Source organism: Amaricoccus sp. B4 (genome assembly GCF_043226085.1).
Classification (GTDB): Bacteria; Pseudomonadota; Alphaproteobacteria; order Rhodobacterales; family Rhodobacteraceae; genus Amaricoccus.
On record NZ_CP171225.1, the window covers coordinates 589,575 to 613,053 of the forward strand.

The following is a 23,479-nucleotide window of genomic DNA, read 5'->3' on the forward strand; positions in this document are numbered from 1 at the left end:
AGGAGGCAGTTCGCATGAAACGGATCGAAACCCTCGTCATTGGCGCCGGTCAGGCCGGGCTTGCGATGAGCTGCTGCCTGTCGGACCGCGCCATTCCGCATGTCGTGCTCGAACGCGGTGCGGTGGCAAACTCCTGGCGCCACGAGCGCTGGGACAGCCTGCGGATGCTCACCCCGAACTGGCAGAGCCGGCTTCCCGGCTTTCGCTATCAGGGCACGGATCCGGACGGGTTCATGTCGATGCCAGAGGTCGTGGGCTATCTGCAGGGCTATGCCGCGGCGTTCGACGCGCCGGTCGAGGAACATACCACCGTGCAGTCGGTCACGGCCGAAGGTGCTGGATACGTCGTCACGACCGACCGTGGTGCCTGGCGTTGCGAACATCTCGTGCTCGCGACTGGCGCCTGCAACCTTGCCGCCGTCCCAGGACTCGCCGCGCAGGTGCCCTCACGCGTCAATCAGATCACTGCGATGGCGTATAGAAATCCGGGCCAGCTTGCCGCAGGTGGCGTTCTGGTCATTGGGGCCTCGGCCACCGGCGTTCAGCTGGCCGCCGAGATCCGGGCGGCAGGTCACGAGGTGTTTCTGTCGGCGGGTGAGCATATCCGCATGCCCCGCCACTATCGCGGCCGGGATATCCAATGGTGGATGGATCGGTCGGGACTTCATGCAACCCGGATCGACGAGGTGGACGACCCCGCCCGCGCCCGCCGGGTGCCGTCGCTGCAACTGGTGGGCAGCAATGCTCGCCGGTTCTGCGACCTGAACGCGCTCATGGCCTCGGGCATCGAGATTGTCGGACGCCTCGCCGGTATCCGCGACGAAACAGCACTGTTTTCGGGTGGGCTCGCCAATCACTGTGCGCTCTCCGATCTGAAGATGAACCGCCTGCTGGATACGCTTGACGAGTGGGCGGATGCGTCCGGGATTGAGGGTCTTGCGCCGGTCGAGCGCTTCGCGCCGACCGCCTGCCCCAAAGATGCACGCCTGAGTCTGAGCCTCTCCGATGGTCGTATCAGGACGATCGTCTGGGCGACCGGCTACCGACCCGACTATCGCTGGATGCAGCTGCCGGTGCTTGGGCGTAAGGGCGAGCTTCTCCATCGTGAGGGGCTGGTGGCGCCGGGCCTCTATGTTCTCGGGTTGCCGTTTCAACGGCGCCGGAATTCCGCGCTTCTCGACGGGGTCGGTGACGACGCCGTCGCCCTTGCGGATCACATTCATGCCAGCCGCGGCCGTACCGCCGCCTGAAGGGAGACCTTGATGGAACAGGATATCATGACAGCCGCAAGCCAGCCTCTGCCCGCCAGAGACGAGGCGATCCGCGTGGCACAGACCGCCGTGATCGATAGGATGCGGGCCGACATCGATGCCGCCTGCAGCACGATTGTGACGACCGGGCGGATCGAGGAAGGGCTGGCCTGCGAGGTGCTGCAGGGCAAGCATCGCGCAACGCTCGATCTTGGCCGAGGTATGGGCGGCGATGCAGCAGGCCCCAGCCCGGGGTTCTTTGCCCGCGCTGCCGTCGTCGGCTGCGTCAGCATGGGGGTGAAGATGATGGCAGTCCGTGAGGGACTCCTCTTCCGCTCGGTTGAGGTGACCATCGAATGCGACTTCGATGATGCCGCACTCATGGGCCTGAGCTCGCGGACAGCCGCTCCGCTCGAATCCCGGCTGCGGATCGCGATCGATACCGATGCAGACCTCGCCACCGTCCTTAACCTGGTCGAGCGCGCCCTATCGGCCGACCCCTGGTATCTTGCGCTGCGCGACGCGCAGGTCGTCCGCCACGAGGTCCGCACGCGCCGCCCAGGCACCGGTGAACAGACGTCCAGCTGACCCATCCCTCTCGAACGGAAGCCGATCCGATGCTCAAAGAACTCGACACCCTACCGCCCCGCCGCACGGACCTCCATGGCTCGATCCTCGAGACGATCGGGAACACGCCGATCGTCCGGCTCAACCGAATCGCGCAGGATCGTGCAGAAGTCTTCGTCAAGATCGAGGCCGCGAATCCCGGCGGATCGATCAAGGACCGCTTCGCTCTCGCCGCCATCGAGGCGGCTGAAGCCAGCGGCGCGCTGAAGCCGGGACAGACCGTGGTCGAGGCGACCTCCGGCAATACCGGCATCGGCCTCGCGCTGGTTTGCGCCGCCAAGGGCTACCCGTTGGTGGTGACGATGGCCGAAAACTTCAGTGTAGAGCGCCGCAAGCTGATGCGCTTTCTGGGCGCGAAGGTCGTGCTGACGCCAGCCGCTCTCAAGGGCACGGGGATGCTCGCCAAGGCCGAGGAGCTTGCCCGCGCTCACGGCTGGTTCCTCGCACGGCAATTCGAGAACGAGGCCAATGCCGACATGCATTCCCGCACCACAGCCCGGGAGATCCTCGACGCCTTCGGCGGGAAGGGTCCCGATTTCTGGGTCACTGGCTTTGGGACAGGTGGTACATTGAAGGGTGTCGCCCGGGTGTTGCGCGCCGAGAGCCCGGCAACCCGGATTGTCGTCGCCGAGCCCGACAATGTGCCGATGCTGCAGAGCGGGATTGCCCAGGAGCGGGATAGCGATGGCCGTGCCGTCAGCCATCCGATGTTCCGTCCGCACCCCATGCAGGGCTGGTCGCCAGACTTCGTCGCGAAGCTCGCCGAAGATGCCGTTGCTGCTGGCGCCATCGACATGTTCGAGCCGGTTGCAGGCAAGGATGCGCTGGCCGTCGCCCGCGATCTTGCGACCCGCGAAGGCATCTTCTGCGGCATCAGCAGCGGCGCCACCTGCGCCGCGGCGCTGAAGCTCGCCGAAACCGCCCCACGGGGCGCGCGGATCCTTGCCATGCTGCCCGATACCGGCGAGCGCTACATGTCGACCCCTCTCTTCGAGGGGATCGGGGAGGCCATGAACGACGAGGAGATGGAGATTTCCCGCTCCACTCCGGGTGGCCGGTTCGATACTGCCGCGCCCGCCCCGGCGGCGGCGCAGGCCGCGCCAACCTGCACCCCCGAGGCGGCAGGCATGATCGACGAAATCGTCGCGGCGCACCCCGTCGTCATGTTCGTCCTCGAATGGTGCGAATTCAGCTGGTCGGTGCGCAAGCTCTTTGCCGCGGCAGGTGTGCCCTGTCATGCCGTCGAGCTCGATGCGGCGGCGCTGCAGAAGGACAATCTCGGCAGTGATCTTCGGGCAGCCTTGGGCGTGAAGGCCGGTGCGCCGACAATCCCGCAGATCTTCGTCGGCGGCCAGCATGTCGGTGGCGCGACCGAGACTTTCGATGCCTTCATGAACGGTGCCATGACCGACAGGCTCGCGGCCGCAGGACTGAGCTTCGATGCAGGCAAGACCGCCGATCCCTATTCGTATCTGCCTGGCTGGATGCAGCCCCGCAAGATCGGAGGATGACATGGCGCATGACGGCTCCAATCCCGCCATCGAGGATTATCTGGACCGCGCCGCCCGCCATGCAAGGGCATATCGCGCCGGTCGCCAGCCAATCGGCCCCACCGCCGCGGTTGCATCGTTGAGGGAGCGGTTCTGCCTGCCCCTCAGTGATCACGGCCGTTCCGGCGCTGAAGTGATCGACGCGTTGATCAGCGCCGCCGAGGCCGGACTTGTCGGCAATACTGATCCGAACTTCTTCGCCTGGGTCATGGGCGGATCAAATCTCGTTGGCGTGGCGGCAGACTGGCTGACCTCTGCCTGGGGTCAGAATGCTGCGATTTTCCAGTCTTCGCCGGCGGCCGCCGTTGCTGAAGAGGCCGTGGAGTCCTGGCTGCTCGAGCTGCTCGATTTGCCGCGGGAAAGCTCCGTGGGCTTCGTTGGCGGCGCGACCACGGCGGCCTTCGTCTGCCTCGCCGCTGCACGCGCCGAGGTACTCCGGCGCGTCGGATACGATTTCGATCGGCGCGGACTCCAGGACGCACCGCTGGTTGCCGTCTTCCTAAGCGAAGACGCGCATGTGACCAATTTCGCGGCCCTGCGCAATCTGGGCTTCGGAGACGAGAATTTTCACCGAATGCCGTCGGATGGCGCCGGCCTGATGCGGCTGGAAGATCTGGCCGAGGCGCTGGCGCATTTCGACGGACCAAAGATCATCATCGCGCAGGCCGGCCATATCAACTCCGGCGCCTTCGAACCGTTGCAGGAGATCGCGGGGCTCGCGCGCCGCCATGATGCATGGCTGCATATTGACGGTGCCTTCGGCCTCTGGGCGCGGGCATCGCCAACCCGCAAGCCGCTGGCTTTCGGCGCCGAAAGCGCCGACAGCTGGTCGGTGGACGGGCACAAGTGGTTGCAGATCCCTTATGGCTCGGGATTTGCCATTGTTCACGACAGGGATGCCCACCGACGTGCCATGCAGAAGACCGCCGGATATTTGAATGCGGCAGAAGGCGATGGCAGGTGTCCGTCCGACTATACGCCGGATCTCTCGCGCCGCGCTCACGGGTTTGCGGCCTGGGCCGTTCTGCGCAGCCTCGGGCGCGACGGTGTGTCAGCGCTCGTCGACCGGCACTGTGACGCTGCGGCGCTGCTGGCGGAGCGCATCCGCCGGATAGACGGGTTGACGGTGTTGAACCCAGTTCGCCTCAACCAGATCGTCGTAGCCGCTCGCGACCCGGCAGACGAAGAGCCGAGGATTTCGCGGCTTGCCGAGCGGCTGAATGCCAGAGGCGACATCTTCGTCAGAACCGCGCTCTGGAAAGGGCGCACCATCCTCCGGCTTTCGGTCATCTCGCAGGACTGCGGGACAGAGCAGGTGGAGCGGCTCGGGCGGGAGATCGAGAGACACTGGGACCTGATCTCCGCGACCGGCTCACCCCCTCAGCGGGTCTCTGCACGATGCTGCGACGTCGCGGGAGACGGAGGTTAGACAACAGCTGCGCCGGCCTGGCGAAGCACAGCTGCGAAGGTTTCGCGCGTAGAGTCAGTGAGGCGCCTGAAATCCCTAGTTGCTGATCGCCGACTTCCATGGAGGGCTCGAAGACCGGATCGACGCGCGCCGGTTGACATGCTTCGCAATCGGCCTCCTGCACCAGATGTATTTCGGCACTAAACTCAAGGTGGCCCTCGCCTGGCTTTCCGGTGAAGCAACGAAGGACGGGCGGAAAGCGCTTGGGCAAGAGCTCGGGCTAAGCGCCGACAGGATCCGCCGCATCGAGGACGAAGTCCGTTGCAGTCTGCTCGACGAACTGAAGTATCAGATCTTCGACGCTGTCTGAGTTCGCGTATCTCTTTCAGATGGCGATTTCGCAAGCCGTGATCCGGGCATCAGAAATTGCCCAAATGGTTCACCACGAAAAAAGAGGCCCTTGCGGGCCTCATGAAGTGTCAATTCCCCCGTCTTGGACTGCGATATCCGTTCTTACTGCTCGACGGGGTCTTGCTTGCAGTCAAACATGTTCAGCTGGATCATCCCGAGAAGCTGGTCGAAGTCCACGCGTGGGTGCCGCTGATTGAAATGAAGGCCGGCATCGGTCTTTCTGACGTCGCTGGCCTTTGCTCGATACTGTGTCGCCATCGGTTCTTTTCCATTTCCGCCGCCATTCTGCTCGATTTTCGCGGCTTGTTTTCTGGCCTTGCGAAGCGCGGCCTCAGCCGCGTTTCAATGTTTTCAACACCTTAGCCATCGATGGGCGATAATTGGGGTGATAAAGGGTGTCAAATCGCCCAAAAAGGGTTCCTTTTGGGTGATCCGACACACCTGATCCCTGAGCCTCAGCTGCAGCCCGTCGTCGAGCCGCAGGTGTTGCACTTCATGCAGGTTCCGTTGCGGACCAGCGTGAAGTTGCCGCACTCGCCGCAGGGGTCACCCTCGTAACCCTGCATCCGGGCCTTGGAACGGGCGTCGATTGCGGTGACGCTTGTTGTCGCGTGATGCGAGGTGGCAACGGCCGCGAGGCCGCTCACCACGCCAAGCGCGCCGCCGACCCCGGCTCCCCCCTGAAGCACCATAAGCTCCTGCGGCAGACGCTTGCGCAGATACCCGGTCGAGGAGATGTGCTTGATCATCTCGATCGAGTTGTGCGCTGCCTCGGCCTGGGCCGCCGCCTCGACATCGAGGCTTTCGGCCTCCGGTCGCCCGACATAGTCGAAGCTCTCACCCGTCGGCTTCACATGCGCGAGGTCCGTGCGATCAAGGTAGGACACTGCCAGTTCGCGGAAGATGTAGTCGAGGATCGAGGTTGCGTTCTTGATCGAGTCGTTGCCCTGCACCATGCCCGCGGGTTCGAAGCGAGTGAAGGTGAAGGCGTCGACGAACTCCTCGAGCGGCACGCCATACTGCAGCCCCACCGACACAGCGATCGCGAAGTTGTTCATCATCGCCCGGAAGGCGGCGCCTTCCTTGTGCATGTCGATGAAAATTTCGCCTAGCGAGCCGTCTTCGTATTCGCCGGTGCGGAGATAGACCTTGTGGCCACCGACCATCGCCTTCTGGGTGTAGCCCTTGCGCCGCTCGGGCAGCTTCACCCGATTGGAACGCTCGATCTCCCGGACGATGACCTTCTCGACGATCTTCTCGGCCAGCAGGGTCGCGCGCTCGGCTTGGGGTGCGTCGATCAGGGCTTCCTCCAGATCGTCCGCTTCGTCCTCGACCAGTGCCGAAGACAGCGGCTGGCTGAGCTTCGAGCCGTCGCGATAGAGCGCGTTGGCCTTCACACCCAGCGACCAGGAGAGCTCGTAGGCTGCCTTGCAGTCGTCGATCGTGGCGTCATAGGGCATGTTGATCGTCTTGGAGATGGCCCCCGAGATGAAGCTTTGTGCCGCGGCCATCATGCGGATGTGGCTCTCGACGGACAGGTAGCGCCTGCCGATCTTGCCGCAGGGGTTGGCACAATCGAAGACCGTATAGTGTTCGGGCTTCAGGTGCGGGGCCCCCTCGAGCGTCATCGTGCCGCAAATATGACTATTGGCTGCCTCGACCTGAGCCCGGCTGAAGCCGAGATGGCGTAGCAGGTCGAAGGACGGATCCGTGAGCTTCGCGGCAGGGATACCGAGAACGCGGGTGCAGAATTCCTCCCCCAGCGTCCACTGATTGAAGACGAAGCGGATGTCGAAGGCGGTGGGCAGCGCAGCCTCGATCTTGGCGATCTCCTCCTTGCCGAAGCCCTGGCCAACCAATGCGGTCGGGTTGATCTCGGGCGCCTTGACGAAAGAGCCGTGACCGACAGCGTAGGCGATGATCTCCTCGATCTGCTCAGGCGCATATCCGAGGCCGGCGAGCGCATTCGGCACGGCCCGGTTAATGATCTTGAAGTAACCGCCGCCGGCGAGCTTCTTGAACTTCACCAGAGCGAAATCGGGCTCGATGCCGGTGGTGTCGCAGTCCATGACGAGGCCGATGGTGCCGGTGGGTGCGATTACCGTGGTCTGGGCGTTTCGGAAGCCGTGCTTCTGGCCGAGTTCGAGCGCGCGATCCCAGACAGAATGGGCCAGGTTGAGGAGCGCGCTGTCGGGACAATTGGCGTGATCAAGCGCGACTGGCGGCGTCCAGAGCCCCTCGTAGCCCGTAAGATTCCCCTCGGCAGCATTGCGGTGGTTGCGAATGACGCGGAGCATGTGCTCGGCGTTCTTCTCATACCCTGGGAAGGCACCGAGCTCGCGGGCCATTTCGGCCGAGGTCGCATACGCCTCCCCTGTCATTACCGCGGTAAGTGCGCCGCAGAGCGCCCGGCCCTCGGCACTGTCGTATCCGAGGCCCATGGTCATCAGCAGGCCGCCAATATTGGCGTAGCCAAGACCCAGCGTGCGGAATTTGTAGGAGAGTTCCGCGATTCGCGGGCTCGGGAACTGCGCCATCAGCACCGAGATCTCGAGCGTGACAGTCCAGAGCCGGGTTGCATGCATGTAGGCCTTCGCATCGAACGCGCCGTCCTTGAGGAAGGTCAGCAGGTTCATGGACGCGAGATTGCAGGCCGTGTCATCGAGGAACATGTATTCCGAGCACGGGTTGGAGGCCCGGATCGGGCCATCCTCCGGGCAGGTATGCCAAGCGTTGATGGTGTCATGGAACTGGACGCCCGGATCGGCGCAGGCCCAAGCCGCAGTGCCGACCTTTTCCCAGAGCTCTCGCGCTTTAACTGTCCTCGCGACGGTGCCGTCGGTGCGGCGGGTGAGCTGCCAGTCGGCATCCTCGCGGACAGCCTTCAGGAAGGCGTCGGTCACGCGCACCGAATTGTTGGAGTTCTGACCCGAGACGGTGAGATAGGCTTCCGAGTCCCAGTCGGTGTCATAGGTGCGGAACTCGAGGTCTTCCCCGCCCTGCTCGGCCTGCTGAAGCACGCGCTTGATGTAGGCTTCTGGCACGTGGACCTTCTTGGCCGCACGGATCGCGGACTTGAGCCCGGCATTCACCTTGGGGTCGAACGCATCCTGCTCGGCACCGTCCCAGGAGCGGATTGCCTCGAGGACGCTGGCCAGCCGCTCGCGGTGGATTTTCGAGCCAGCAACGAGCGCCGCAACCTTCTGTTCCTCGACGACCTTCCAGGTGATGAAATCCTCGATGTCCGGGTGGTCCATCTCGCAGATCACCATCTTTGCCGCGCGGCGTGTGGTGCCGCCCGACTTGATCGCACCTGCGGCGCGGTCACCTATCTTGAGGAAAGACATGAGACCGGAGGACTTGCCGCCGCCGCCGAGCCGCTCGCTTTCGGCCCGCAGCGACGAGAAGTTCGTGCCGGTGCCGGAGCCGTATTTGAAGAGACGGGCTTCGCGGGTCCAGAGATCCATGATGCCGCCATCGTTCACCAGATCGTCCTCTACGGACTGGATGAAGCAGGCATGCGGCTGCGGATGCTCGTAGGCAGAGGTCGACTTCACGAGCTTCTTGCTCTCGAAATCGACATAATAGTGGCCCTGCCCCGGCCCATCGATGCCGTATGCCCAATGCAATCCGGTGTTGAACCACTGCGGGCTGTTCGGCGCGCCCATCTGGGTCGCGAGCATGTAACGCATCTCATCGAGATAGGCACGCGCGTCGGCCTCGGCGGTAAAGTAGCCACCTTTCCAGCCCCAGTAGGTCCAGGCCCCAGCCAGCCGGTCGAAGACCTGGCGCGCATCGGTTTCACCGCCGAACCGAACCGCCTCGGGAAGCTTGCCGAGTGCCTCGTCATCGGCGACCGAGCGCCAAAGGAATTCTGGAACGCCCTTCTCTCGCACCTTCTTCAGTGCGGCCGGGACGCCGGCCTTGCGGAAGTACTTCTGCGCCAGGACATCGGCAGCAACCTGACTCCAGCTCTCGGGAACCTCGAGCCCATCAAGCGCGAACACGACCGAACCATCCGGATTGCGAATCTCGGAAGATGTGGACTTGAAGGGGATCCGCCCGTAAGCCCCAGACTCTTCGGTTGTGAAACGACGCTCGATCTTCATGTTCTGCTCCTGGGTCTCGGCCCTGGCCCATTTTGGGGCGGGCACCAGATTTTGTATCCGCGCTGCGGTGTCACACTAAGGGAGCAGATCCCGCCCGAGTCGGGAAGCCCAAGCTGCGCTTTATCCACAAGATATTGTGCTTGACGTGGATAAGCCCACAAACTGCAGTTAACCGACTGTTAGGAAATGATTCCACCAGTCGTTAGCCCAGACACAACGGCCGCGGCATCCCGAAGGCGCAAGTTCCGGGAATTCCACCAAGAAGGCGGCCTGATGTCAGGCAGCGTCAGGATAGCGGAAGGGCTCGGCGATGCGATCACGATCATACACGGGCTCGCCCGCGATCCAGGTCGCCCGGATCGCACGGTCGTCGCCAAGTGTCATCAGCACGAAGAGAAGCTCCTCGAAACTGTTGCAATAGCCGCTGCGGAAATCGAGCAGCGGGGTGGCCGAGGGGTCGAGCACGATCACATCCGCGTCAAGGCCGGCCGCAAGCCTTCCGATGCGATCGTCGAGGCAGAGGGCGCGCGCGCTGCCGAGCGTTGCCAGATAAAAGGCACGGAGCGCATCAAGCTTCCGGCCCGAAAGGGCGGCAACCTTATAGGCCTCGTTGAGCGTCTGAAGCTGCGAGAGCGAGGTGCCTGCTCCCACATCGGTACCGAGCCCAACCCGAACGGGTCGTTTCGGATCGAGCGCGTCATAGAGCCGGAACAGCCCGGAGCCAAGGAAGAGATTCGAGGTCGGGCAATGGGCAATCGCTGCGCCGGTCTGGTGGCAAGTGCAGAAATCGTGTTCGTGAAAATGGATTGCGTGCCCGAACATCGCGCGTTCGCGCACAAGTCCGGCATGGGCGTAGACATCGAGATAGCTCGAACGCTCCGGAAAGAGCTCGCGCACCCATTCGACTTCGCTCGGATTTTCACAGATATGCGTCTGCAGAAAGAGCGCGTCGTGTTCGGCGAGAAGCGCGCCCGCGGCGTCGAGCTGCGCCTCGGTGCTCGTCGGTGCAAACCGGGGGGTGACGCAATAGTGTTGACGCCCAACCCCATGCCACCGCGCGATCAGCGCTTTCGACTCGTCGTAGCCGTGCTGTGCCGTATCGAGCAGCGCCGGCGGCGCGTTGCGGTCCATCAACACCTTACCTGCGATCATGCGGGTGTTGAAACGTGCGGACTCGGCAAAAAAAGCCTCGACCGACTGAGGATGGACAGTGCAGTAGACCATGGCCGTCGTCGTGCCCGCACGCAGCAGTTCGCGCAGGAAAAGGGCCGCGACCTTCTCCGCGTGTGCCTTATCGGCAAACTGCTGCTCTGCAACAAAGGTGTAAGTCTCAAGCCACTCGAGAAGCTGGGCACCGTAGGCCCCGATCATCTGGAGCTGCGGAAAGTGCACATGCGTATCGATCAGGCCCGGCGCAATGATGCCCTGACCGTAGTTGACCATCACGGCGCCGGCGGGAAGCGACGGTGCAATTTCAGAGTGCGGCCCGAAAGCCGTGATGCGGCCCTCCTCGATGACTACAAGCGCATCGTCGAGCCAGGTCACGCAGGCTTCCGGGTCGTTTAGGAAAGGATCATTGTGAAAAGTGAAGGCGCGGCCGCGCAGGGCCGTCACGTGTTGGGGCATGTATCGCTCCGGAGGGTGCAGACGGTCGTCTCGGGGTAGCGTGCTTATCAACGAAGGGAAAGCCTCCGCCTCCGGATCGAGAGATCCCGGAGGCGGAAGAACTAACTCACTCCAATTCCCGGAATGCGGTCCGGCCCTACTCCGCGGGCGTTGTCTTCGGCTTTTCTGGGAAGACCTCATCGACCACGGCATGGCCCTTCTCGCCCGCACGCTCGCCGAGGACCATCGGATAGATGAGGAAGAAGGCCCCGGCGATCAGATAGCCACCGGTGATGCCGCCAAGCGCGGGCATATGCAGACTCGCCCCGTGGATAATCCCGATCGACGACATGGCGGCACCGGCCAGCGTGAAGCCGCCCGCAGTCTTGAAGTCGCCATCGATCAGCGCCGCCACGATCGCACCCCAGACGAGCCCGGTGATGATCGCGCCCTGCGAGAGAGCAAGGTGACCGGCATAGTGTGCGCCCTGCTGGAGCAGCGCTGCTGTCAGGGCAGGATCACCGAGTTGTGGCAGGCCCTCGACCCCGGTCGCACTCAGCGCACCCATGAGCGAGCCCCATTTGACGATCAGAAAGTCCGAAACATGAGGCAGCATGGCAAAAGCGACCGCGGCCATGTGCTCGGGCCGGACGGAATGAGCAGTGTTCGCGATGAGGCTCAGCGCGACGAAGACGAGCACAGGCGCCGCTGCCGCCACCGGCATGAGATTGCCAAGGAAAGCCAGCAGGCCGAAGCAGGCCGCGAGCGGGATCACGACGCCAACCCCGATGATGTACCCTGCATGCGCCCCCATGCGCTTGTAGGCCGGGTGGCCGATGTAAGCGGTGGTCGGGAAAGGCGAACCGAAAAGCGCGCCAATCATCGTGCCCGCACCATCGGTCACCTGACACACCGCTACCGGGTAGTGGTCGCCCGCGGCCTCGGCACTTTCGACGTTGTTCATCGTCTCGATGAAATTGTAGATCTGCACCGGTATCAGCACGAGGAAGAGCTCCGGATGCGCCCAGAGATGCTGGATGCCCGCGATCAGGTCACCGAAATAGGGGATTGGCGGGTAGAAGCCGAGCCCCTCGAAGCTGATCCTGGATTCCCCCAGAATGAGCGCAATCACCACGCCGACGATGAGCGCAAGCAGACCCGCAGGAACGTTGAACGGCAGACGAAACTGCCCGACGAGCCCCCAGAGGATGATCGCAAGCGAGGCAAAGCCGATCAGTGGGTTCTCGAATACTTCCGCGAGCGGTACGGTGCCGATGAAAACGAGCGCGATTCCACAGAGCGTGCCGAGCATGCCGGCGCGCGGCGTGACCTTCTTGAGCGCCGGGCCGACGATCGCACCCATCGCAGCAACAATGCCGCCGATGAATCCGGCGCCGATCCCGACCTGCCAGGCGAGCAACGGGTCATTGGTCGCCCAGTAGATCGGGCCGATCACACCGAAGAGGTAGACGAACATCACCGGGGTCGAGATCCCATAGGGAAGAGCGGTGACATCCCGGCCGGCCTTTGCCGCCGCTCTCTTAGCGAGCAGCGTGTAAACGATGATGCCCGAAACGATGGCAATCGCGGCGCCCGGCAGAATACGGCCGAAGACGATTTCGGCCGGCATGCCGAAGACGAACTGGCAGACCCCTGAAAGCACCAGCAGGTTGATGAGATTGTCGGTGAAGAGCGCCCAGAAGGCGCTGTAGTCGTTCCTGGAAAACAGGCTGTAGCTATAGCTCGGCTGGCTCACTCTCGGTCTCCTCGGGGCGTGACATTTGGCTACTGCTGGCTGTGACGAGCTCTTCGAAGATTGCGTCGGCCAGAAAGGGGGTTGTGCGGAGCCTAAGTCCCGTCGCGTCGCGGATCGCGTTGGCGAGGGCGGCGGCAACAGGGTTGTAGGGACTCTCGCTCATCGACTTCGCGCCCATCGGACCGATACTGTCATATGTATCGGCAAAATGGACTTCTGTTTCGGGCAGATCGCACATTGCGGGCATGTGGTAGCCGCGGAAGGTGCCGTTGGCGACACGCCCCGCACCGTCGATCAGAACCTGTTCCCAGAGGGCTGCACCAAGCGCCTGCGCCACCCCCCCCTCGATCTGACCACGGCACTGGCGGGGGTTTATGACGGCGCCGGCATCGGCGGCATGAATGCTGCGCAGGATTCGGATCACGCCATAGCGGCGATGGACGGCAACCTCGAAACCCTGAACATTGAACGCAACCGAGCGCGGCGAGCCATGGGTCTGGCCGATCGCTTCGAGTCTCCCGCCCCCCGCCGTCAGATCGGACAGCAGAATGCGGCCATTTGGCGCGGTGACGGCGTCGGGGCCAATGACGCACTCCTCAGGGGCGGCGCCGAGCCGATGGGCGGCGGCTGTCCGGATCTCGCCAGCGAGTGCCTCTGCCGCGGCCTGGGTCGCGGCACCGGCGACCACCGTGCCGCTGCTTCCGTAGGCGCCGGTATCGTGGCTTGTGATATCAGTGTCGGATTGCAGAATGCGGATCCGTCCGGGATCGGAGCCGAGGATCTCGGCGGCGATCTGGGCATGTACCGTCGTGGTTCCATTGCCGAACTCAGCCGTTCCGAATGCGAGTTCATAACCGCCACCTTCGACAAGCGCGATGCGGCTTTCGGCATGGTGACCGCCGGGCGGGATGGTGTCGATCATGCCGGCGGCCATGCCGCGCCCAACGAGCCAATCCTCGGAAAGATCCGGGTACCGTGCGCAGTCAGCGAGCGAACGCTCTACCATGTCGAGGCACTGGTCGAGACCATAGCTGCCGAATTCGACGTCGTGGGGTCCGTGATCGACGGCGATCATCGCGTCGCCAGGGACGACGACGTTCTTCCGGCGGAAGGCAAACGGATCCATGCCGAGCGAACGCGCCACCTCGTCCATGGCGCTCTCGATGGCGAAGTTCGTCTGACTCAGACCGTAGCCGCGAAAGGCACCAGCCGGTATAACGTTGGTGTACACCGCGTAGCCGTCGATCTTCTTGTTAGGACAGCGGTAGAGCGCTACGGCTTCGCCTGCGCCGTGAAAGAGAACGCCGGGGCCGTGATTGCCGTAGGCACCGGTGTTGCTGAGCATCCGCATAGAGATAGCAGTCAGGGTGCCATCGCGTTTCGCCCCGACCTTCATGCTCACGCGCATCGGATGGCGGGTGGTAGTGAGTGTGAACTGTTCGGCGCGTGAAAGCTCGAGCTTCACCGGGCGGCCCGTACGGAGGACCGCGAGCGCAACGATATCCTCGGTGAGCATTTCCTGCTTGCCACCGAACCCGCCACCGATCCTCTCGCAGAAGACCCGGACGCTTTCGCGCGGCCGGTCGTAGAGTGCCGCAAGGGCATCCCGGGTCAGGAACGGCGTCTGGGACGACGTGCGGATTACCAGGCGGCTGTCATCATCAATCCATCCGATGCAGCCGTGGGTCTCGAGATGTGCATGCTGGACGCGCTGGGTCTCAAAGCCCCCCTCGTGGACCACATCGGCCTCAGCCAGACCCGCTTCGACATCACCGACCTCGCTATGAAGCTCGGCAACAATGTTGCGCCCGGCGTTGGCGATACGGGAGACAGCGGGCTTGTCATGAATGACTGGTGCGCCCGGCGCCATCGCTTCCTCAGGATCGAAAATCGCGGGCTTGAGCTCGTAATCAACAGCAATGAGCGAGCGCGCCGCATCCGCCGCCGCCTCGGTCTCGGCCACGACCGCAGCGACGCGCTGTCCCGCAAATCGGATGATGGGGTCGAGCACCAGCGTGTCGTCGACATCTTCCAACGGGTTCTCGTGGCGCGCCGTGGAGAAGTGGCGCGCAGGTGCGTCGGCATGGGTGAGCACGGCAACGACACCCGGAAAAGCCAGAGCCTCGCGTGTATCGATCGCCAGGATGCGTGCAGAGGCATGCGGGCTCTGGAGGATCTTCATGTGAAGAAGCCCATCTACCGCCGTATCCATCGTATAGCGGGCACGGCCGGTGACGATGTCGGGTCCGGCCGGAGCCGGTGCGTTGCGGCCGCACGCGCCCTGCCCGTTCGCTGCCGAAACAGGATTCTTGCCTTCGATTGCACTCCTTATGGAGCCATAGCCCGTGCAACGGCAGAGGTTGCCCTTCATCGCCCAGTCAAGCGCGGCGCGGTGGCTCTGATCAAGGGCTGTCGCCGTCATCAGCATGCCTGCGGTGCAGAAGCCGCACTGGAAGCCCTGATTGTCAAGAAAGCTCTGCTGCATCGGATGAAGTGCGCCGTCCGGGTCAGCGAGCCCTTCGACAGTGGTGATCGCCCGGCCATGCACCCGCGCCGCAGGCATCAGGCAACTGTGCACCGGTGCGCCGTCCACATGGACCGTGCAGGCACCGCAATCTCCCGCGTCGCATCCCTTTTTTACCCCGAAACAGCCGAGATCGCGCAGAAAGTTACGGAGGCATTGGCCGGGGCGAGGATCTGCCTCGAATTTCCGGCCATTGACGGTAAAGGTCATGCGGCGCCCTCCGAAAGCTCTGCCACGATCTCGGCTGCAAACTGCATCACCATGTGTCGCCGCCACTCGGGGCGACCATGTATGTCATCGTGCCAGAGGTCCGGCGGAATCGCGACGTCGATCATTGCCCGCAGCGCCGTCAGCCCCGGCGCATAGGAGAAAGCGACACGGACCGGGCGGCGGGTGGCCCCGGTCACAGTAAGATCGAACCCGCCGTCCGGCGCCCGCGTGCCGATCACCAATGCACCAGTGCGTCCCATGGGCGAAAGTGAGATGCGGCGGAATGCTGCGGGCCGCATGAGCGACGCGGCGGGTATGTAGACACCGCGCAGGATCTCACCCGGCTCAAGCGCATTTTCAAGCGGACCATGCACGAAATCGAGCGCCGGCACTTTTCGTGAAGAACCACTCGGGCCGAGGATTTCGCACAAACCATCAAGCGCCGTTGTGAGCGAGATCATCGGACCCGCCGGAAGCGACATGCAAAGATTGCCCCCGACCGTCGCCACATTCCAGATCTTAAACGAGGCAAGAAAAGCGCGGCAACATTTCCCGATGAGATGCGAGGCCTGCCATGTGCCGGGCGCCTCGAACCGATCGAGCTCTGCAATGGTACAGGTCGCGGCTATGGATAGCCCCTCTGCGTCCGCCGAAATCGGCGGCCAGCCCGCAGCAGCCAGGTCAATCAGCCGTCGGAGCTGTGGTTGTGGTTCGGAAAAGAGCCAGGTTCCGCCGGCAAGCCACGCATCCCCGTCACCGAAGCAACCCATCCGTGCGGCGATAGCCGCATCTCCTTCGGGCCGTTCGACCGCCTCGATCGAGGTCAGATCCATGGTCTGACCTCCCGGCGGCGCCGGAGTGCCCAGCGACCTCCCTCACACCCAATCCTCATGCACAGCATTCCTCATACCCCCGGCAATTCAGCCGGCATCCACAACCATCCTCCCGGAAACATTCTTCCGCCCAGTCTAGGCCGATGATGAAAAGTTGAAACATTCAATGGGAGAGCGCTATGCTGCCGGAACGGCAACACCCCAAAGCACGAGGTTGCACGATGGCAGGGCAGGACGCGGCCCCGGACGCCCCCGCTTCCGGCTCAGACGAAGATGCGCGGCCGCGGAAGTCCGCGCTCTCGCCCGCGCTGCTCGCGCGCGTGTTTCACCAGCCGTCCTTGATCTATTTCAATGCCGTTGCCGAACATCTCTCGATCCGCGAGGCCGCCCGGCGGCTGAATGTTGCCTCCTCCGCCGTATCGCGGCAAATCGCGCATCTCGAGGACGCGCTGGGTCTGCCGCTGTTCGAGCGTGAGGCCCGGCGGCTGAAACTCGCCCCTGCGGGCGAGATCCTCTACCGTCACACGCGGCGTCTCGCGATCCCGATCGAGACCGCGATCTCGGAACTCGACATGCTCCGCGGGCTGCGCACGGGCCGGGTGCGGATTGCGACGATCGAGAGCGTCGGCCTCTCGTTCCTGCCGCGGCTCATTGCGGAGTTCGGGAAGCGCCACCCGCGAATTCACCTCGACGTGGCGGTCACGCCAGCCTCCGAGGTAACGGCTCGGCTTGCGGCCAGGCGTGTCGACATCGGATTTGGATTCATTTCACGCACGCCACCGAAGATCGAGGTTGCGCTGCGGCGGGACGTTCGAATTGGCGCGATCATGTCGCCTGACCACCCACTTGCCTCGATCCCCAATCTCACCATAGCAGACTGCATCGGCTATCCCATGGCAGTCGCGAAGCCGGAAATCTCGATCCGTGAAGTGATCGAGCCATTCCTTCTGCAGACCGTTCCGGCTCTGCCTCCACTGGTGGAGGCAGACTCGATCCGGATGCTTGTGGAACTTGCCCGGAGTGGTCACTACGTTTCGGTCATGACGCCAATCGGCGCCGAGGCGGAAATCGCCTCGGGGGCGCTTCGGTTCCGCAGGCTCGAAGATCCCGGGCTGCCGCTCAATCGCTTCGCGCTGATGGTGGCGGCAAGCGGCAATCTTGGCTTCGCCCCAGCTGTCTTCTTCGAGCATGCACAGCATTTCCTGTCGACGATCGAACTTCCCGGCGCAGTCTAAGCTGATGCGGCGAAGAGATTTTGGGCACTTGCATCTCAGTGTGGCAGAGAAAGGCAATCCGGCAGCATGATTGACAAGCTCGAGATGTTCATCGCGCTCGCGACGGAGGAGCATTTTGGCAAGGCGGCCGAAGCTTGCGGTGTGACACAACCGACGCTTTCCTCCGCCATAAAGCAACTCGAGGAGCATCTCGGGGTCACACTCGTCATGCGCGGCTCGCGCTATCGCGGTCTTACGCCAGAAGGCAAACGCGTACTTGATTGGGCACGGCGGATCGTCGGCGATACGCGCACCATGCGCGAGGAGATCCGCGCAACGCGGCTCGGGCTTTCAGGAAACCTGAGGCTTGCCGTTATTCCTACCGCTCTCACTACAGTGTCCCGACTAACAGCGAGCTTTGCCCGGGCGCACCCCAACGTGCGTTTCACAATCTTGTCGCGGAATTCCGGCGAGATCCTTGAATTACTCGACAATCTCCGGATCGATGCAGGCATCACCTACCTCGACAACGAGCCGCTCGGCCGCGTTGTGACGGTTCCCCTTTATTCCGAGCGCTATGTGCTGGTAGTTCGCAAAGGTGAACCACTTGCAGATCGGCAGAGCGTTGCTTGGAGCGAGCTTGGGAGTCTGCCACTCTGCCTTCTGACGCCGGATATGCAAAACCGGCGCATCATTGCCCGCCATCTGCACGAGAACGGCAACCCGGTGGTGCCAGCGGTCGAGACCAACTCCGTCATCGTCCTGGTGAGCCACGTTCTGCAAGGCGACTGGGCTACGATCCTTCCGCTCAAGGCAGCGGATATCTTCCTTGCCGACGCACCGCTTGCGGCCATTCCGATCGGAGAGCCGGACGCTCTTCAGGCGGTCGGCTTCATTGCTCCGGAGCGCGAACCACGCTCGCCAGTCCTTCGGACCCTTCTGCAGATGGCACGGCGCATGGCAGACGATTGATAGACGTGATCTATCAAGCAACGAAAATTCGATATTGATTCCACGCCCAACCAGGTTCATTCCTGTGGCAAGAAACTTGGGAGCGACCTTTCATGGCCGAGAACAGCGCAGCCTCTGCGTTGGCACAGCGTGTGTCCGAGATCATTGTGGAGCATGAGGGGCTTGAAGGTCCCCTCTTGCCAATACTTCACGCAATTCAGGCCGAATTCGGTCATGTGCCGGATGCAGCGCTGCCGCAGATTGCGCGCGCGCTCAACATCAGCCGGGCCGACATCCACGGGGTGACGAGCTTCTATCACGATTTCCGGGAGCACGCCGCAGGTCGGCACGTGGTTAAAATCTGCCGCGCCGAGGCATGTCAGGCGTCGGGAGGCAATGCAGTTGCGGAAGCCGCGCTTTCACGGCTCGGGGTGACTTGGCATGAAACGACGCCCGATGGCGCGGTAACGGTCGAGCCGGTCTATTGTCTGGGGCTCTGTGCCTGCGGTCCAGCGGCAATGGTCGACGGCAAGCTGCACGGACGGCTCGATGCCGATCGAATCGAGACCCTGGTCGGGGAGGCTCGCGCATGAAGATCTTCGTTCCCCGCGACGCTGCCGCCAAGGCGCTCGGTGCTGACGAGGTGGCGAATGCCATCACTGCCGAAGCCGCGGCGCGCGGTCTGGACATCACGCTCGTGCGCAACGGAACGCGCGGCATGGTCTGGCTCGAACCGCTTGTAGAGGTCGAAACATCAGCCGGGCGCACGGCCTTTGGTCCGGTGACAGCCACAGACGTGAAGAGCCTTTTCGAGGCAGAGTTTCATCGGCACCCTCTCGCTCTCGGGGCCGTCGAGACCATACCGTTCTTCGCGCGCCAGACTCGTCTTACCTTCGCGCGCTGCGGTCTGATCGATCCACTCTCGCTTGCGGATTACGAAGCGCATGGTGGCATTGCCGGCCTGCGCGCAGCCCTCGAGATGACATCTGCGGAGATTGTGGAGGAGGTGACGACCAGCGGCCTGCGTGGCCGCGGCGGTGCGGGCTTCCCGACCGGTATCAAGTGGAAGACTGTTCACGACACACCCGCCGCGCAGAAATACATCGTCTGCAACGCCGATGAAGGTGATAGCGGCACCTTCGCCGACCGGATGATCATGGAGGGCGATCCGTTCACGCTCATCGAGGGCATGACGATTGCGGGGATCGGTGTTGGGGCAACGAAGGGCTATGTCTATATCCGTTCGGAATACCCGGACGCGATCGAGGTGATGCAACGGGCAATCGAGCTCGCCAGGCATGCTGGGCTCCTCGGGCCGTCCGTACTCGGATCGCATCATGCCTTCGACATGGAGGTTCGCGTTGGAGCCGGGGCCTATGTCTGCGGCGAGGAGACGAGCCTTCTTAATTCGCTTGAAGGCAAGCGCGGTGTAGTACGGGCAAAGCCGCCGCTGCCCGCCATCCAAGGGCTCTTCGGACGCCCAACCGTCATCAACAATGTGATCTCTCTCGCAACGGTGCCCGTCATTTTCGAGAAGGGTGCAGGGCACTACCGCGATTTCGGGCTCGGCCGATCACGCGGCACGATTCCGATCCAGATTGCCGGCAACGTGAAATACGGCGGCCTGTTCGAGACGGCTTTCGGCATGTCACTCGGCGCGCTCGTGGACGAGGTCGCGGGCGGCACCTTCACGGGACGCCCTGTCAAGGCCGTGCAGGTGGGCGGGCCGCTCGGCGCCTACTTCCCGCGCGATAAGTTTGACACGCCCTTCGGCTATGAGGAATTTGACGGAGAGGGCGGACTCATCGGCCATGCAGGCATCGTGGTCTTTGACGACAACGCCGACATGCTGAAGATGGCGCGCTTCGCACTCGAGTTCTGCGCCGTTGAAAGCTGCGGAAAATGCACGCCCTGCCGCTTGGGAGCAGTACGAGGTATGGAGACGGTGGACCGGATTGCATCGGGCGAGCCTGGTGCGCTCGAACTGCTCACCGATCTCTGCGAAACGATGCGAGACGGCTCGCTCTGTGCCCTAGGCGGCTTCACCCCCTATCCGGTCATGAGCGCCGTGAGTCATTTCCCGGACGATTTCAACGCCACCCGGCAGGAGGCAGCAGAATGAAAGACTTCATCCTCCCCGAAGACGCGGATTTCGGCACACCGCCGGTTCACTCCGAAACTCTGGTCACGCTAACCATCGACGGCCTTGAGGTCACAGTGCCGGAAGGCACGTCCGTCATGCGCGCCTCGGCAATCGCCGGGATCCAGATCCCGAAACTCTGTGCTTCCGACAATCTCGAGGCTTTCGGCTCCTGCCGCCTGTGTGTCGTCGAGATAACGGGCCGACGCGGCGCGCCGGCCTCCTGCACAACGCCAGTGGCAGAGGGAATGGTCGTCCGCACCCAGACCGAAAAGATCAAGAAGCTGCGCCGCGGCGTGATGGAGCTCTACATCTCCGACCATCCGCTCGACTGTCTCACCTGTTCGGCGAATGGAGATTGCGAACTTCAGGACATGGCAGGCGCCGTTGGCCTGCGTGAAGTCCGCTATGACGCGGTGGAGCAGCATTTCACGCCGCGCCAGAACGGCGAAGCCAATCCGCATTACATTCCCAAGGACGACAGCAACCCCTACTTCTCCTACGATCCGTCGAAGTGTATCGTCTGCTCCCGTTGCGTACGGGCCTGCGAGGAGGTGCAGGGCACCTTCGCTCTCACGATCTCGGGTCGCGGCTTCGAGAGCCGGGTAGCAGCAGGAATGCCGGGTGACGACTTCCTCTCGAGCGATTGCGTGAGCTGCGGCGCCTGCGTGCAAGCCTGCCCTACCGCGACGCTTCAGGAAAAATCGGTGATCGAGATCGGCACGCCGGAGCGCGCCATCGTGACGACCTGCGCCTATTGCGGCGTCGGCTGTTCGTTCAAGGCAGAGATGCGCGGCGACGAGGTCGTGCGCATGATCCCATACAAGAACGGCAAGGCAAACCGCGGACACTCCTGCGTCAAGGGGCGCTTTGCCTACGGATACGCAGTGCACGGCGACCGAATCCTGAAGCCGATGATCCGAGATGATATCCACGACCCGTGGAAGGAAGTTAGTTGGGAAGAGGCAATTTCCTTCGCCGCGCGCAAGATGCGGGCCATTCAGGCCGAACATGGCCGCGCCTCGATTGGTGGCATCACCTCCTCGCGCTGCACCAATGAGGAGACCTATCTCGTCCAGAAGATGATTCGCGCCATATTCGGCAACAACAACACTGACACCTGCGCTCGCGTCTGCCACTCCCCCACCGGCTATGGACTCAAGACAACCTTCGGCACCTCGGCCGGCACACAGGATTTCGACAGCGTCGAACAGTCCGATGTCGTGGTGATCATCGGTGCCAATCCCACCGATGGGCATCCTGTCTTTGCCTCGCGGTTGAAGAAGCGGCTGCGGGCGGGTGCAAAACTCATCGTCATCGATCCGCGCCGGATCGATCTGGTGAAGACACCGCATGTCAAGGCAGCTCATCATCTGGCCCTGCGTCCCGGCACCAATGTCGCCGTTCTGACCGCTCTGGGGCATGTCATCGTGACGGAGGGGCTTTTTGACGAGCGCTTCATCCGTGAGCGCTGCGACTGGGAGGAATTCCAGTTCTACGCAGAGTTTGTTTCAGACCCCCGCCACGCGCCGGAGGCAACGGAAATGCTCACCGGTGTTCCGGCCGCGGAACTGCGCGCCGCTGCACGGCTTTATGCGAAGGGCGGCAACGGCGCGATCTACTATGGCCTCGGCGTTACGGAACACAGCCAGGGCTCGACCACGGTGATGGCCATCGCGAACCTCGCGATGATGACCGGCAATATCGGACGCGAGGGCGTGGGCGTAAATCCGCTGCGTGGCCAGAACAATGTGCAGGGCTCCTGCGACATGGGCAGCTTCCCTCACGAATTTCCGGGTTACCGCCATGTTTCTGACGACACCGCACGGTCGGTCTTCGAGAAGATGTGGGGCGTGGAGCTCGATGCCGAGCCGGGTCTGCGCATTCCCAACATGCTCGATGCCGCGGTCGCAGGCAGCTTCAAGGGGCTTTACGTGCAGGGCGAAGACATCCTGCAATCAGATCCCGATACGAAGCATGTTTCGGCAGGGCTTGAGGCGATGGATTGCGTGATCGTCCATGACCTCTTCCTGAATGAGACGGCGCATTACGCCCATGTATTCCTCCCAGGTTCCACCTTCCTCGAGAAGAACGGCACGTTCACCAATGCCGAGCGGCGGATCAACCGCGTGCGCAAGGTGATGGCGCCCCGGAACGGCTATGAGGACTGGGAAGTGACGATGATGCTCGCCAATGCGATGGGGGGTAACTGGACCTATACTCACCCCTCGCAGATCATGGACGAGATCGCAGCCACCACGCCGAGCTTCGCTTCAGTGCACTACGAGCTTCTCGAGCGCGAGGGGTCCGTGCAGTGGCCCTGCAACGAGGCTCATCCGATCGGCTCGCCGGTGATGCACATAGACGGTTTCGTTCGCGGCAAGGGCAAGTTCATCGTCACGGAATATGTGCCCACCGATGAGAAGACCGGGCCGCGCTTCCCGCTCCTGCTGACTACGGGGCGTAGCTTGTCGCAATACAATGTCGGCGCCCAGACGCGCCGGACGCACAACGTTGTGTGGCATGAAGAGGACGTGCTGGAGATCCACCCCCACGACGCTGAAGTCCGCGGGGTCAAGGACCGCGACTGGGTCCGGCTTGCCAGCCGCCGAGGCGACACAAGCCTGCGCGCGCATGTCACCGAGCGCGTGGCTCCGGGCGTGGTCTATACGACCTTCCATCACCCGGAGACCCAAGCCAACGTAATCACCACGGATTATTCCGACTGGGCCACGAACTGCCCTGAATACAAGGTGACTGCTGTGCAGGTGAGCCTTTCCAATGGTCCAACCGACTGGCAGGAGGATTACGAGGCACGTGCAACCCTCTCGCGGCGCATTCTTCCGGCGGCCGAATGAGCGCTGCGCCGCCGCCCTCCCGGACTGTACAGA

At 63.1% G+C, this 23,479-nt stretch carries 16 protein-coding genes and 1 pseudogene; 12 read left to right on the plus strand and 5 right to left on the minus strand.

Annotated elements, in window-relative coordinates:
- The first annotated feature begins 14 nt into the window (after positions 1–14).
- The 7 genes and pseudogenes from ACF66B_RS02845 to ACF66B_RS02875 all read left to right on the plus strand — a co-directional run bounded on the left by ACF66B_RS02845 (position 15) and on the right by ACF66B_RS02875 (position 5,609).
- The gene (locus ACF66B_RS02845; protein ID WP_111428347.1) at positions 15–1,250 is read left to right on the plus strand and encodes an NAD(P)-binding domain-containing protein; all 1,236 of its coding nucleotides are present in this window, start codon (positions 15–17) and stop codon (positions 1,248–1,250) included.
- 12 nt (positions 1,251–1,262) lie between these two features.
- Entirely contained in the window at positions 1,263–1,838 is a 576-nt protein-coding gene (locus ACF66B_RS02850; RefSeq protein ID WP_111428346.1) for an OsmC family protein, read from the plus strand.
- A gap of 29 nt (positions 1,839–1,867) precedes the next feature.
- Positions 1,868–2,926: pseudogene (locus ACF66B_RS02855) on the plus strand (PLP-dependent cysteine synthase family protein); the annotation flags it as partial.
- 114 nt (positions 2,927–3,040) lie between these two features.
- The gene (locus tag ACF66B_RS02860; protein ID WP_392664797.1) at positions 3,041–3,388 is read left to right on the plus strand and encodes a glutaredoxin domain-containing protein; all 348 of its coding nucleotides are present in this window, start codon (positions 3,041–3,043) and stop codon (positions 3,386–3,388) included.
- 1 nt (position 3,389) lies between these two features.
- Positions 3,390–4,856, plus strand: coding sequence for an aminotransferase class V-fold PLP-dependent enzyme (locus tag ACF66B_RS02865; protein WP_162683138.1), 1,467 nt, complete (start codon positions 3,390–3,392; stop codon positions 4,854–4,856).
- A gap of 79 nt (positions 4,857–4,935) precedes the next feature.
- On the plus strand, positions 4,936–5,205 hold the full coding sequence (locus ACF66B_RS02870; RefSeq protein WP_111428343.1) for a hypothetical protein: 270 nt from the start codon (positions 4,936–4,938) through the stop codon (positions 5,203–5,205).
- A gap of 56 nt (positions 5,206–5,261) precedes the next feature.
- Complete coding sequence (locus ACF66B_RS02875; RefSeq protein ID WP_162683137.1) at positions 5,262–5,609, plus strand: hypothetical protein; 348 nt, start codon at positions 5,262–5,264, stop codon at positions 5,607–5,609.
- 92 nt (positions 5,610–5,701) lie between these two features.
- Here ACF66B_RS02875 and ACF66B_RS02880 read toward each other — a convergent pair whose 3' ends face one another.
- The 5 genes from ACF66B_RS02880 to ACF66B_RS02900 form a co-directional block, all read right to left on the minus strand.
- The gene (locus ACF66B_RS02880; protein ID WP_111428342.1) at positions 5,702–9,355 is read right to left on the minus strand and encodes a vitamin B12-dependent ribonucleotide reductase; all 3,654 of its coding nucleotides are present in this window, start codon (positions 9,353–9,355) and stop codon (positions 5,702–5,704) included.
- 276 nt (positions 9,356–9,631) lie between these two features.
- On the minus strand, positions 9,632–10,981 hold the full coding sequence (gene guaD / locus ACF66B_RS02885) for a guanine deaminase (protein WP_111428341.1): 1,350 nt from the start codon (positions 10,979–10,981) through the stop codon (positions 9,632–9,634).
- 136 nt (positions 10,982–11,117) lie between these two features.
- Positions 11,118–12,716, minus strand: a complete 1,599-nt coding sequence (locus ACF66B_RS02890) for a xanthine/uracil/vitamin C permease (protein WP_111428340.1) — start codon at positions 12,714–12,716, stop codon at positions 11,118–11,120.
- Positions 12,697–15,450 carry a molybdopterin cofactor-binding domain-containing protein gene (locus ACF66B_RS02895; RefSeq protein ID WP_111428339.1) on the minus strand — a complete coding sequence of 918 codons (2,754 nt, stop codon included), beginning with the start codon at positions 15,448–15,450 and terminating at the stop codon, positions 12,697–12,699. Before ACF66B_RS02895 ends, ACF66B_RS02890 begins: the two co-directional genes overlap by 20 nt.
- On the minus strand, positions 15,447–16,283 hold the full coding sequence (locus ACF66B_RS02900; RefSeq protein ID WP_111428338.1) for an FAD binding domain-containing protein: 837 nt from the start codon (positions 16,281–16,283) through the stop codon (positions 15,447–15,449). The genes ACF66B_RS02895 and ACF66B_RS02900 overlap by 4 nt, the downstream gene beginning before the upstream one ends.
- Positions 16,284–16,504: 221 nt before the next feature.
- On the opposite strand from ACF66B_RS02900, the gene ACF66B_RS02905 reads away from it, so the two are divergent.
- From ACF66B_RS02905 to fdhF, 5 genes are all read left to right on the plus strand, one after another.
- A complete protein-coding gene (locus ACF66B_RS02905) occupies positions 16,505–17,518 on the plus strand; it encodes a LysR family transcriptional regulator (RefSeq protein WP_162683136.1) in 1,014 nt (337 codons plus the stop codon).
- 66 nt (positions 17,519–17,584) lie between these two features.
- Positions 17,585–18,469 carry a LysR family transcriptional regulator gene (locus ACF66B_RS02910; protein ID WP_111428336.1) on the plus strand — a complete coding sequence of 295 codons (885 nt, stop codon included), beginning with the start codon at positions 17,585–17,587 and terminating at the stop codon, positions 18,467–18,469.
- A 92-nt stretch (positions 18,470–18,561) separates the two neighbouring features.
- A complete protein-coding gene (locus ACF66B_RS02915) occupies positions 18,562–19,041 on the plus strand; it encodes a formate dehydrogenase subunit gamma (RefSeq protein WP_111428335.1) in 480 nt (159 codons plus the stop codon).
- Complete coding sequence (locus ACF66B_RS02920) at positions 19,038–20,570, plus strand: NADH-quinone oxidoreductase subunit NuoF (protein ID WP_111428334.1); 1,533 nt, start codon at positions 19,038–19,040, stop codon at positions 20,568–20,570. Before ACF66B_RS02915 ends, ACF66B_RS02920 begins: the two co-directional genes overlap by 4 nt.
- The gene (gene fdhF / locus ACF66B_RS02925) at positions 20,567–23,446 is read left to right on the plus strand and encodes a formate dehydrogenase subunit alpha (protein WP_111428333.1); all 2,880 of its coding nucleotides are present in this window, start codon (positions 20,567–20,569) and stop codon (positions 23,444–23,446) included. The genes ACF66B_RS02920 and fdhF overlap by 4 nt, the downstream gene beginning before the upstream one ends.
- Positions 23,447–23,479 lie beyond the last annotated feature (33 nt).

Excerpts from the sequence above, each read along its gene's own strand:
- ACF66B_RS02920 (WP_111428334.1), top strand. The coding sequence starts at position 19,038 with ATGAAGATCTTCGTTCCCCGCGACGCTGCCGCCAAGGCGCTCGGTGCT.
- fdhF (WP_111428333.1), top strand. The coding sequence starts at position 20,567 with ATGAAAGACTTCATCCTCCCCGAAGACGCGGATTTCGGCACACCGCCG.
- ACF66B_RS02865 (WP_162683138.1), top strand. The coding sequence starts at position 3,390 with ATGGCGCATGACGGCTCCAATCCCGCCATCGAGGATTATCTGGACCGC.
- ACF66B_RS02880 (WP_111428342.1), bottom strand. The coding sequence starts at position 9,355 with ATGAAGATCGAGCGTCGTTTCACAACCGAAGAGTCTGGGGCTTACGGG.
- guaD (WP_111428341.1), bottom strand. The coding sequence starts at position 10,981 with ATGCCCCAACACGTGACGGCCCTGCGCGGCCGCGCCTTCACTTTTCAC.
- ACF66B_RS02860 (WP_392664797.1), top strand. The coding sequence starts at position 3,041 with ATGTTCGTCCTCGAATGGTGCGAATTCAGCTGGTCGGTGCGCAAGCTC.
- ACF66B_RS02900 (WP_111428338.1), bottom strand. The coding sequence starts at position 16,283 with ATGGATCTGACCTCGATCGAGGCGGTCGAACGGCCCGAAGGAGATGCG.
- ACF66B_RS02850 (WP_111428346.1), top strand. The coding sequence starts at position 1,263 with ATGGAACAGGATATCATGACAGCCGCAAGCCAGCCTCTGCCCGCCAGA.
- ACF66B_RS02905 (WP_162683136.1), top strand. The coding sequence starts at position 16,505 with ATGGCAGGGCAGGACGCGGCCCCGGACGCCCCCGCTTCCGGCTCAGAC.
- ACF66B_RS02915 (WP_111428335.1), top strand. The coding sequence starts at position 18,562 with ATGGCCGAGAACAGCGCAGCCTCTGCGTTGGCACAGCGTGTGTCCGAG.
- ACF66B_RS02845 (WP_111428347.1), top strand. The coding sequence starts at position 15 with ATGAAACGGATCGAAACCCTCGTCATTGGCGCCGGTCAGGCCGGGCTT.
- ACF66B_RS02895 (WP_111428339.1), bottom strand. The coding sequence starts at position 15,450 with ATGACCTTTACCGTCAATGGCCGGAAATTCGAGGCAGATCCTCGCCCC.
- ACF66B_RS02910 (WP_111428336.1), top strand. The coding sequence starts at position 17,585 with ATGATTGACAAGCTCGAGATGTTCATCGCGCTCGCGACGGAGGAGCAT.